Annotated in this window: 9 protein-coding genes; 5 read left to right on the plus strand and 4 right to left on the minus strand. The window is 61.6% G+C overall.

Annotated features, from left to right (window positions below):
- Positions 1-39 precede the first annotated feature (39 nt).
- The gene (gene fabF / locus HNQ36_RS01255; RefSeq protein ID WP_184082750.1) at positions 40-1,302 is read left to right on the plus strand and encodes a beta-ketoacyl-ACP synthase II; all 1,263 of its coding nucleotides are present in this window, start codon (positions 40-42) and stop codon (positions 1,300-1,302) included.
- Positions 1,303-1,311: 9 nt separating this feature from the next.
- On the opposite strand, the gene HNQ36_RS01260 is transcribed toward fabF, so the two are convergent.
- Positions 1,312-1,821, minus strand: coding sequence for a winged helix-turn-helix transcriptional regulator (locus tag HNQ36_RS01260; protein WP_184082147.1), 510 nt, complete (start codon positions 1,819-1,821; stop codon positions 1,312-1,314).
- Between the two features lie 104 nt (positions 1,822-1,925).
- Here HNQ36_RS01260 and HNQ36_RS01265 point away from each other — a divergent pair, with 104 nt between their 5' ends.
- From HNQ36_RS01265 to HNQ36_RS01280, 4 genes are all read left to right on the plus strand, one after another.
- On the plus strand, positions 1,926-2,903 hold the full coding sequence (locus HNQ36_RS01265) for a zinc-dependent alcohol dehydrogenase family protein (RefSeq protein ID WP_184082148.1): 978 nt from the start codon (positions 1,926-1,928) through the stop codon (positions 2,901-2,903).
- Positions 2,904-3,033: 130 nt separating this feature from the next.
- Complete coding sequence (locus HNQ36_RS01270) at positions 3,034-3,897, plus strand: class I SAM-dependent methyltransferase (RefSeq protein ID WP_184082149.1); 864 nt, start codon at positions 3,034-3,036, stop codon at positions 3,895-3,897.
- 109 nt (positions 3,898-4,006) lie between these two features.
- Positions 4,007-4,240 (plus strand): DUF6496 domain-containing protein, encoded by a 234-nt coding sequence (locus HNQ36_RS01275; protein ID WP_184082150.1) that lies wholly within the window; start codon positions 4,007-4,009, stop codon positions 4,238-4,240.
- A 154-nt stretch (positions 4,241-4,394) separates the two neighbouring features.
- Positions 4,395-4,967, plus strand: a complete 573-nt coding sequence (locus tag HNQ36_RS01280; protein WP_046830018.1) for a DUF4189 domain-containing protein — start codon at positions 4,395-4,397, stop codon at positions 4,965-4,967.
- Between the two features lie 12 nt (positions 4,968-4,979).
- Here HNQ36_RS01280 and HNQ36_RS01285 read toward each other — a convergent pair whose 3' ends face one another.
- Genes HNQ36_RS01285 through HNQ36_RS01295 form a run of 3 tightly spaced genes read right to left on the minus strand, consistent with a single transcriptional unit; the run spans position 4,980 to position 11,747 of the window.
- The gene (locus tag HNQ36_RS01285; protein WP_184082151.1) at positions 4,980-5,858 is read right to left on the minus strand and encodes a transglutaminase N-terminal domain-containing protein; all 879 of its coding nucleotides are present in this window, start codon (positions 5,856-5,858) and stop codon (positions 4,980-4,982) included.
- Positions 5,855-8,362: a circularly permuted type 2 ATP-grasp protein gene (locus HNQ36_RS01290; RefSeq protein WP_184082152.1), complete on the minus strand. Its 2,508-nt coding sequence runs from the start codon at positions 8,360-8,362 to the stop codon at positions 5,855-5,857. Before HNQ36_RS01290 ends, HNQ36_RS01285 begins: the two co-directional genes overlap by 4 nt.
- Before the next feature lie 52 nt (positions 8,363-8,414).
- Positions 8,415-11,747, minus strand: coding sequence for a transglutaminase family protein (locus HNQ36_RS01295; RefSeq protein WP_184082153.1), 3,333 nt, complete (start codon positions 11,745-11,747; stop codon positions 8,415-8,417).
- Between the last annotated feature and the right edge of the window lie 7 nt (positions 11,748-11,754).

The following is an 11,754-nucleotide window of genomic DNA, read 5'->3' on the forward strand; positions in this document are numbered from 1 at the left end:
TCAGCAACCTGTGGTGAAATCGTGAAACGAAACAGCTCCATACGACGGATCGTTGTCACCGGAATGGGCGCCGTCTCGCCGCTCGGCTGCGGCGTCGAGAGCAACTGGTCGCGTTTGATTGCCGGTCAGTCCGGCATCCGCGCATTGTCTGACAATGTCGCCGCTGACCTGCCGGTGAAAGCCTGTGGCACTGTGCCCGACATCGTTGATGATCCGGAATTCGGCTTCGATCCGGACCGCGCTGTTCAAAAGAAAGACCAGAAGAAGATGGATCGCTTTATCCAGTTCGCCATGCTGGCGGCGGACGAAGCGATCGCACAGGCCGGATGGGCTCCTCAGGATGCGCGTTCGCGCGAACGCACGGCGACCATCATCGGCTCCGGCGTAGGTGGGTTTCCCGCCATTGTCGATGCGGTCCGCACGACTGATGAACGCGGCGTTCGCCGCCTGTCACCGTTCACTGTCCCATCGTTTCTCGTCAACCTCGCCGCCGGACAGGTTTCGATCCGTCACGGTTTCAAGGGCCCGCTGGGTGCACCGGTGACCGCATGCGCGGCCGGCGTGCAGGCCATCGGGGACGCCGCACGTCTTCTGCTCGCGGGCGAAGCGGATGTCGCAATCGCCGGCGGAGCGGAAGCGTGTATCGATCGCGTCAGCCTCGGCGGGTTCGCCGCCGCCCGCGCGCTCTCCACCAATTTCAACGATGAACCGCAGCGTGCCTCGCGTCCTTTCGACCGCGACCGCGACGGCTTCGTGATGGGTGAAGGCGCGGGTATTGTGGTCATCGAAACGCTCGACCATGCGCTGAGCCGCGGCGCAACTCCGATTGCCGAACTTGTCGGTTATGGCACGACGTCGGATGCCTACCACATGACGGCCGGACCGGAAGATGGCGACGGCGCGCGCCGCTCGATCGAAATCGCCCTGCGCCAGGCCGGCATTTCTCCAATCGAGGTTCAGCACCTCAACGCTCATGCGACCTCGACGCCGGTTGGCGATAATGGCGAGCTCGCAGCGATCAAGGCGGTGTTTGGTACCGATGGACGGGTCGCGGTCAGTTCAACGAAGTCTGCGACGGGCCATCTGCTCGGCGCGGCGGGTGGTCTCGAGGCCATCTTCTCGGTGCTGGCTTTGCGCGACCAGATCGCGCCGGCCACGCTCAATCTCGATCACCCGGATGCTGCCGCGGAAGGCATCGATCTTGTGCGCAGTGCCGCGCGGCCTATGGCGATAGAGCACGTGCTGTCAAACGGCTTCGGCTTCGGCGGCGTGAATGCGAGCGTTTTGTTCCGCGCTTGGTAACGGCGCGGATCAAGTCTTCCTGACTACCGCTCGCTTGTTCTTCGCAAGCAGATAGTCTCGCGTCACCGTCGTCGCGCCGCGCCCGGGTTTGTACATCAGCTCGTCGGAGGAGACCGCTCGGCCTGAGGTGCTCCGTACGATCAGTGGTTTGATCGCCGCGCCGCTTTCGCGATCAACAGCAACGACCGGCTCGTTGCCGGGTCCGGACACCCAGCGGTCGCCCCATTGCATGATCGCCATCAGCGGAGCCTGAAATTCTTTCGCCTTTTGTGTCGGAACGTACTCGAAACGTGTTCCGCGTTTGCCAACGTCCATTTGCGCCAGCATCCCCTCCTCGACGAGATGCCGCAACCGGTCGGTCAGCGTATTCCGTGCGATGCCGAGTCCGCGCATAAAGCCTTCGAACGTTCGAACACCTGCCAGCGCGTCCCGCAGGATCAGAAGAGACCACGCATCGCCGAGCACCGCGAGCGCACGCGCGACCGAGCAGTTCAGCCGTGCGAAAGAGGGTTCGCGCATACCAGTCATTTCCTTCATTTAGTTGCTGGTTCAGATTAGTTGTAATATCGGACTAAACAAAACATTTTTCGCTCAGCCGCAAGCGGCGACTTTGGGAGGACACCATGCATAGCGTTCAGCTCAATGCGTTCGGCAAGCCGTGGGAAGTGGTCGAAACCGTCACACTTCCCGATCCCGGCGCTCCCGGAGCCGGCGAAATCGTTATCGATATGGAGTTCTCACCGATCAACCCTTCGGATCTCGTGCTGATGCGTGGCCTTTATGGCGTGCAGCCAAAACTGCCCGCACCCGTCGGCACTGAAGGCGTAGCACGCGTGACCAAAGTTGGTTCTGGTGTTGCCGGAATCAGGGAAGGCGATCGCGTGCTGTTTCCAAGAGGAACATCGACGTGGCTGACGCGCAGCAAGGTCAAGGCCGACGGACTGTTTGCATTGCCGGCTGATGCGGACCCGCAGCAGCTTTCGATGCTGATGGTCAATCCACCGACGGCATACCTTCTGTTGACAGAGTACGTCTCTCTCAAGAAGGGCGACTGGGTCATTCAGAGCGCCGGCAATTCTGGTGTCGGTCGTGCGGTCATCGCCATCGCTAAACAGATGGGTGTTCATACCGTCAGCGTCGTGCGTCGTCCTGAGTTGGTCGACGAACTGAAAAAGCTCGGCGCTGACATTGTTCTCGTTGAAGGTCCTGATTTGGCCAAACGGGTCGCGGAAGCGACGGGCAAGGCGAAAATCATGCTTGCGCTCGACAGCGTTGGGGGCCCGGGTCTGATGTCGCTGAACGATTGTCTGGCCAACGGCGGTACGCTGGTCGCTTATGGTGTCATGAGCGGCGGGCCGGGTCCCTTCTTCACGGCGCCTAACATCTTTCGCGATCTCACGCTCAAAGGCTTCTGGCTGTTGAACTGGTTCAACAAGAATCCCCCGGCGCGCGTTGTTGAGGTTCAGAAGAGAATGGCCGGCTGGATCGCAGACGGAACAATCTTTACGCCCGTGGAAGCGACCTACCCGCTCATCGAGTCCGCAGCCGCGATTTCCCACGCCGCAAAAGGTACGGGAAAAATCCTCTTTAAGGGCTCCTGACGGTGCGCTTCAAGAACCTCTGGATGGACTTGAGCAATGCGCTCCCCGTCGAACCAGCGATGCATGGAAGGCTTGCCTGTTCAGCGCCGCCGGACTGGCCTAGAAAGAACGGGCATCACCGGAGCGCCCCATGACCCAGTCCGCCATCGACGACCGCAACGCCGATCAGATCGCCTACTGGAATGGTCCTGCCGGCCGTCACTGGACCGATCGGCAGCAACTTCAGGATGTCGTCCTTGGGCCTGTGTCCGAAGTCCTGATCGATCGTGCCGCCGTCAAAGCCGGTGAAACCGTGATCGACGTCGGCTGCGGCTGCGGAGCCACCTCTTTCGATCTTCTGAAAAAGGTTGGCCCCGCTGGGCGCGTCATCGGTGTGGACATTTCCGAGCCCATGCTGGGCCGGGCCCGAGAGCTTGCGCCCGCGGGTGCGCCGGTCGAATTCATACTGGCCGACGCGACGGTTTACCCATTCGCTCCGGCGAGCACGGATCTGCTGTTTTCCCGGTTCGGCGTGATGTTCTTTGCACACCCCTCGGACTCCTTCGCGAACATGCGCAAGGCATTGCGGCCGAACGGCCGCCTTGCGTTCGCTTGCTGGCGCACGCCGCGCGACAACCCCTGGATGATGCTCGGCCTGCAGGAAGCGTACAAACATGTGCCGAAGCTTCCGGAAATGAAGCCGGACGATCCGGGTCCCTTCTCGTTTGCCAGCGAGGACCGTGTTCGCCGCATTCTTGACGAGGCTGGCTTCGCCAACATCGGGATGGAGCGGATCGATCTATCGCTCGACATCGCGACCGGCCGCGGACTTGAAGCCGCCATTGAGACGACTCTTGCTATCGGCCCCACCAGCCGCGCGCTTGAGAACCAGCCGCCTGACAAGATCGAAGCGACCACGCAATCGCTTCGCTCCGCACTCGCCGCGCATCAAAAAGGCGACACGGTCCCGCTCGGCGGCTCGATCTGGATCGTGACCGCAGCAAACGGCCGCTAGCCTTCCAGCGTCGTCGCGGCCTTCGTCATCGTTGCTTGCCCACCGCAAATCGGAACCTATCGCCGCTTAGGGCGATTATCCGAGGGCAGTATCAATTGCGGAGACAGTTATGGCGCGGAAATATTCAAAGGCCGCAACGAAAAAAGTCGCGCGTGCATTGCACAAGCGAAAGGGCACGTTGAAGAGCGGAAGATCGGGCAAGACGGTCAAGAGTCGAAAGCAGGCAATCGCTATCGGCCTTTCCGAAGCGCGAAAGGAAGGGAAAAAAGTGCCCGCGAAGAAGTCCGTAAAGAAATCCCGCACAACAAAACCAGCGAAGAAAGCCAAGCGATCGAAATCATAGCTTGCGGCTCAACTCCTCCGACGATGGTTGAAAGCCACACCGCGCGGATAATACGAAGCATAGGAAGGGGTTATCCGCAGGAACGCGTCTCCCCCCGCTCGACAAGGCCAAAACGGGCTTTTAGTCTGCGCCAAACTCGAAACGGGGATAGGAGATGCGACGCGGGATCTGTTGTGCGCTGGCGCTTGCGGTTGCCTTGTTCTCGCAACCCGCAACAGGCTTCGCACAGACTGACTCCAGCGCGGAAATCACCTTCTGGAATTCGGTGAAGGACTCGCGGAATCCTGCTGAAATCGCGGCCTACCTCGACAAGTATCCAAACGGGAATTTCGCTCCGCTTGCCAAAATTCGACTTGAATCGCTCAAGCCGAAAGCTCCAGCACCGCCTGCCGAGCAATGGGCCGCTATCGGCTTTGCGGCGCGCGGAGCATGGGGTGCGGTGTGGCAAAAGGCGACGCGAGATGAGGCAGAGGCGCGCGCATTGACCCTTTGCGTCAACAACGGCGGCCGCGGCTGCAAGATTTCCTCAACAACCAAATGTGGCGCGATGGCCTTCTATACCACCCGCATTCGGCGGACCCGTTACTGGGGGGCATACACCGCCGAAGCCGCAACGCTCGGTCAGGCTATCGATGCCGCCTCGGCGCGCTGCCGCAAGGAGGGCCGCAGCCCCGCGGATTGCAACATCCGCGCCTCGTTCTGCGCCGACGGCAGCCACAAAAGCTGATCGCCCCGGCATCTACTCTGCCGGGATCACATCCACCGCTACAGCCAATTTTTGTTTGCGCGACCCGACGATCACACCATCAACCGGCGAAACATCCGTGTAATCGCGGCCGACGGCCAAAACGACATGGTCGTTGCCAATCACCAGATCGTTGGTCGGATCGAAGCCCATCCAGCCGATCTCCGCCCCGCACCAAACCGAGACCCATGCATGCGTGGCGTCCGCGCCCTGAAGCCGTGGTCGGCCCGGCGGCGGCGTGGTTCGTAGATAGCCGCTGACATAGGCTGCCGGCAGCCCAAGACCGCGCAGTCCTGCGATCATGACGTGTGCAAAATCCTGGCACACTCCGCGCCGGTTCTCGTAAACGTCCCGCAGTGGCGTGGAGATTTCCGTCGCTTTTGGATCGTAGACAAAATCCTGATTGATCCGCCACATCAAGTCTGCAGTCGAACCGAATATCCCGGCATCCGACGGAAAACTTGCCGCTGCATACTCCGTGACCGGTGACAGGATGGGCACCAGTGGGCTTGCGAACAGGTAGCCCACCGGAGAACTCGCCGCGAGGCCATTCGTCGTGAACGCCGCCTCGCGCACCTTCTCCCAGGGCGGAGATTTCATGTCGCGAGGTGGCGCGGCACGCGCGACATCCACGCGCGATCGCGCATCGATACGCAAAACACGATGAGCAGCCTCGATCACGATGCTTTCGGTACGGATTCCGAAAAAGTCCGTCCTCACCGTGCGCTCCAGCGGGCCCGGTTTAATCTCGACGCTATGCGAGATCAATTGCTGGCCATCACCAGTTTTCGGTTCAAGCCTTAGTGAACACCGCGCGAAGCTGACTGCGCTTTCGTAAGAGTACGTCGTGACATGACGGATGTCGTAAATCACGCGAACCCCGTCAGCTTCTCCGGGCGCAATGCGCTACTGCCGTGCGGGAAGTAATGCGAGCCGATGGCATCGGCGAGGTTGAGCAGATTTTGCTCGAGCGAGAACAACGCCTTGGTATCGAAGGCCTCCGCTTCACCGGCCGTCATGACGGCTTGAAGCGTCACGGCAAGACGATGCGGCCGATCGATTAGCCCGCCTTCTCCCATGCTCGGAAGACTGGCGATGTGCTCATTGAGCGCGGCGATCTGAAACGCGACGGAACGCGGATTGTATGTGTCCAGCACCACCAGATCGCGTACTGGCGCCAGCAGCGGTCCAACCAGATAGCGCGAGCGATAGGTGATCTGGCAATCGACCAGCGTCAGCAGCAGATCGAGATCCTCGCCGGTTGCAGCATCGTAAGCGAACTGGCGCGCGAAACGAGCGATGTTGATCGCGCGCTCCACGCGCCGTCCCATTTCCAGAAAACGCCAGCCAGCCGCGCGGTTCATGTTCTCCTGCGCAAGGCCTGCGAACGTCGCCAGCGATTGCAAAGTCCACTCGGCAGCCTCCAGCAGCGCCTCGTCGTCCTCGGCCTTTTCCGACAGGCGCTCCACCATGCCGGTGATGACATGCCATGCGTCGGGCGACAACCGCTCGCGCAATGTCCTCGCTGTGCGTTGCGCCGAACGGACCAGTGATAGCGCGGAGCCGAATTTGTCGTGCGCCTGCAACGACTGCGCGGCGGTAGTGGCCAGCTTGGCGCGCGCAGACGGCGTGGTCGCGCCCCAAGCAACGAGGAGGCGCTGTATCCGCTCGATCACCGGCTGCATTGGCGACGGGCCCTTGCCGGGCTCTCGCAACGCGCCGCCCAGTGCGCGCACCAGCCGTAGCGTAGCTTCGGCGCGCTCCAGATAGCGGCCGAGCCAGAACAGATTATCCGCCGCACGGCTCGGTACCCATCCGGCGATGCGCTTGATGCGAACGGCGTCGCTCGGCGGCAGCAGCGTCGAAGTGGCGACTTCCTTCTCTGACACCACCCAGACGTCGGCGGCGCGGGTGCCCTCGCCCATGGATACCGCCCGCGCATCGGGCTGATCGGCGATACGACAGAACCCGCCCGGCAGGATAGTCCAGCCGTTCGGCGTGGCAGCGGCAAACACCCGAAGCACGAACGGGCGCGGCGAGATGTGACCGTTATCCCACACCGGCGTGGTGGAAAGGCGCACCATCTCCTGCCCGACGTAGTCGATGCCGCGCTTGCCGATCGCTGCAACCAGTTGCGCGCGCTCGTCCCTGGACAGCGAGCCGCCGATAATCGGACCGCGCCCCGGAAAGCCGGGTACTGATTGGCCGTAAGCGCCTTCGATGGCCATATCGTCCAGACGTGACAGCACCTCCTCGCGCGCCGATTTCTGTCCGCACCACCATGTCGCGATGTGCGGCATCTTCAGCCCTTCGCCGAAGAAGCGCTGGCTGAGGCTCGGCAAGAATCCAAGCAGCGTTCGCGCCTCCATCACGCCGGATCCGGGCATGTTCGCCACCGCAACACCGCCCTTTCTGACGACGTCGATCAGGCCCGGCACGCCGAGCATGGATCGGGCGTCGAGCTCGAGCGGGTCGAGCGAATTGGAATCGACCCGCCGCAACAGCACATCGAGCCGTTTCAGGCCAGCCACGGTGCGGACATGCAGCCGGTCTTCGCTCACCGCGAGATCGTCGCCCTCCACCAACAGGAAGCCGAGATAACGCGCCAGTGTGGCGTGCTCGAAATACGTCTCGCTCAAATTGCCGGGTGTCAGCAAGCCGATACGCGGCTCGTCGCGATCCGAGATCCCCCGCAAGCTGTCGCGGAATGCTTCAAAAAAAGGCGCAACGCGCTCGACATTCATCGACGTGTAAAGATTTGTCAGCGCGCGAGACAGCACCAGCCGATTTTCCAGTGCATACCCCGCGCCGGATGGCGCCTGTGTGCGGTCGGACAAAACCCACCAGCGCCCATCCGGACCGCGACCGATGTCGGCGGCATAGAGATTGAGATACTGGCCGCCGGGCGGCGATACACCGGAGACGGAGCGCAGATATTCCGAGCTTCCTGCGATAGCGGCCGCGGGCAATGCGCCATCGGCAATCAACCGGCCCTCGCCATACAGATCGCGCAAGATCAGTTCAAACAATTGGGCCCGCTGGGCAACACCTTCAGAAATCTGCTTCCATTCGGCTTCGTCGATCAGCAGAGGCAGGTGACTGAGCGGCCACATCCGGTCTGCCGCATCCCCCGGCGTCCGATAGGTAACGCCGGCCTCGCGCATATGTTGATCGGCGGACGCAAAACGGCGCTCGATTTCGCCGGGCGCAAGCGTGGAGAATGCATCAAAGAACCGGGCCCAAACCTCGCGAGGCTGACCTTTGGCATCGAGAAACTCGTCGGGAATTCCAGGGAGCGGCGCATAGCCGCGTGTGCAGTCCAGAAGGTCCTGCTGCACCCGCCGCGATCCGGTCTCTCCGTTCCTCGTGTCCGCCATCCCGACTCGCTTTCTGCTTTCCGCGACAATTTCGCCGATTATGGCGGCGGCCTCAATGCGGGAGCGGCGTCCGAAGGTCCAGAGTCAGGGGAAATTCGAGGGTTCTTTCCTCGGAAGGCACGATTATTGGGCCGGGCGTGTGGCCGTGGTCCTGAAAGCGGGCCAACCGCCGCGCCTCGGCCTCGTAGCTGTTGACCGGCTTGGTCTCGTAGCTGCGGCCTCCGGGATGGGCGACATGATAGACGCAGCCGCCCAGCGAGCGCCCGTTCCAGGTATCGAGGATGTCGAAGGTCAGCGGCGCATGGACCGGAATGGTCGGATGCAATCCGGATGACGGCTGCCATGCCTTGAAGCGTACGCCGGCGACGGCCTCGCCCGAACGCCCGGTATCCGTCAGCGGCAGGCGACGGCCATTGCAAGTGATGACGTGGCGTCCCTGGACGAAACCATTCACCTTGACCTGCAACCGTTCGACCGAGGAGTCGACATAACGCACCGTGCCGCCGCCTGTGCTTTCCTCGCCAAGCACGTGCCAGGGCTCCAGAGCCTGACGCAATTCCAGCGTCACGCCGCCATACTGCACGCTGCCGAAAAGGGGGAAGCGGAATTCAAGCTGCGCCTCGAACCATTCGGGCTCGAAGTCGTAACCCGCCTCTTTCAGGTCCGACAGAACGTCCTGGAAATCCTGCCACAGGAAATACGGCAGCATGAAACGATCGTGCAGCGTGGTGCCCCAGCGTACGAAGCGGCCATCCTGCGGATCGCGCCAGAATTTCGCTATCAGCGCGCGGATGATGAGCTGCTGCGCCAGGCTCATGCGCGCATCGGGCGGCATTTCCAGCGCGCGGAATTCAACCAGACCGAGACGGCCCGTCGGGCTGTCCGGCGAATACAGTTTGTCGATGCAGATTTCCGCGCGATGGGTGTTTCCGGTGATATCCACCAGCAGATGACGGAAGGTGCGATCGACCAGCCACAACGGGACTTTTTCGCCCTTTGGTGGAATCTGCGCCATGGCGATTTCGAGTTCGTAAAGCGCATCATGTCGCGCTTCGTCGATGCGCGGCGCCTGACTGGTCGGGCCGATGAACATGCCCGAAAACAGGTACGACAGTGACGGATGACGCTGCCAAAACAGCACAACGCTCTTGAGCAGGTCGGGACGCCGCAGGAAGGGCGAGTCCGCGGGCGTACCGCCGCCGATCACGACATGATTGCCGCCACCTGTTCCGGTGTGGCGTCCGTCGATCAGAAAACGGTTCGCGCCCAGCCGAACGTGTGCGGCCTCCTGGTACAGACCGATGGTCGTATCGACGATCTCGCGCCAGTTTTTCGCCGGATGAATGTTGATCTCGATCACGCCAGGATCTGGCGTGACCTTGATGACCTCAACACGCGGATCGTAGGGCGGCGCGTAGCCTTCGACATGCACCTGAAGCTTCATGTCCTCGGCTGTCGCCTCGACAACTGCGATCAGTTCCAGATAATCGTCGAGCTTCTCGACCGGCGGCATAAACGCGCACAGGATGCCGTCGCGGATTTCAATCGACAAGGCGGTGCGGACACCGCCCTTGCCGTCTCCGACCTGCTGTTCCTGAATGAACTGACGCGGCGCACCGTCCATCTGCGCGCCATCGTCGAATACGGGAGGCTGCGCAACCGGTTCGGGTGACGATGGGCCGCCATCGAACGCCGGCAGCGGCTCGCGTTCCTCCATCGGATCCTGTTCGACGATGTAGGGATAGTCCTCAGGCGGGATCCATTGCAACGAACTCATCGGCAACCGCAGCCCGAGTGGTGAATCGCCCGGCATCAGGAACAGATTTCCGCGCCGCAGATTCCATTTTTCGCTTCGCCAGCGGCTGGCGGCCTTCGCGTTCCAGCGCTGCACCGGCAGCACGAAACCGCGCGGCACATTCAGTCCCTGCTGAAATACCTGAGCCATACGGGAGCGCTCTTCAGGATCGGCCAGTTTTGAATCGCTCGGATCGACGTTACCCGGAAGGCTGTTCTCTTTCAGCAACCAGTGCGCCTGATCCTCATAGGCAGGAAGCACATTGCTCGCGTCCACACCAAGTTTTTCGGCAACATGCGTCGCGAATTTTTCCGCCTGCTCGATCTTCGCCGAGCGCGGCCCTTCCAACGGTGCGATCAGATCGGGATTTCGCCAGATCGGTACGCCGTCCTTGCGCCAATAGAGTCCGAACGCCCAACGGGGTAGGCTCTCGCCGGGATACCACTTGCCCTGTCCGTAATGCAGCAAGCCGCCCGGCGCGAAGCGGCTGCGCAGACGACGGATGAGATCGTCAGCGATACCGCGTTTTGTCGGACCGACCGCAGCAGTATTCCATTCGGCAGATTCCAGATCGTCGATGGAAACGAATGTCGGCTCGCCGCCCATCGTGAGGCGGACGTCATCGGCCGCGAGATCGGCATCGATCTTCTCGCCCAAGGTATCGAGACGCCGCCAGGATTCATCGGAGAACGGCTTGGTGATCCGCGGCGCTTCATTGACGCGCGTCACCTTCATTTCGAAACCGAATTCGACATTCGCCGAACTGACGTTGCCGCTGATCGGCGCGGCCGTGCGGTAGTGCGGCGAGGCCGCGACGGGAATATGCCCCTCACCTGTCAGCATGCCGGATGTCACGTCGAAGCCGATCCAGCCTGCGCCCGGCAGATAGACCTCTGCCCATGCATGCAAATCCGTAAAGTCGGCCTCGACCTCGCGTGGTCCCTGCAGCGGATCGATGTCGGGACGCAATTGAATGAGATAACCAGAGACGAAGCGCGCGGCTAATCCGAGATGGCGCAGCGCCTGTATCAAAAGCCACGCGGAATCGCGGCAAGACCCGGCGCCACTTTGCAGCGTTTCCTCCGGAGACTGGATGCCCGGCTCCATGCGGATGACATAATTGATCCTGTCGCGCAGCTTTGCATTGAGATCGACGAGGAAGTTCACCGTGTTCGTCGGTTCTCGCGGAATACTTGCAAGATACTGCGCAAGCAATGGTGTCACAGGCTCGGTCTTCAGATAAGGCGCGAGTTCGTCGGCGAGATCGGACGGATACTGAAACGGAAGCGTCTCAGCGTAAGGTTCGACGAAGAAATCGAACGGATTGACCACCGCCATGTCGGCGATGAAGTCCACCTCAATCTTGAACTCACGCGCCGGTTCGGGAAACACAAAGCGCGCGAGCCAGTTTCCCTGGGGGTCCTGCTGCCAATTGACGAAGTGCTGTTCGGGCAGAACCTTCAGCGAATAGCTGGATACTCGGGTGCGGGAATGCGGCGCCGGCCTTAGCCGGATGACCTGCGGCCCGAGGCTGACAGGCTGGTCATACGTATAGTGTGTGACGTGATGCAGAGCGACGGCAATGGACACGGCGCGA

The organism is Afipia massiliensis, from assembly GCF_014203115.1.
Taxonomy (GTDB): Bacteria; Pseudomonadota; Alphaproteobacteria; order Rhizobiales; family Xanthobacteraceae; genus Afipia; species Afipia massiliensis.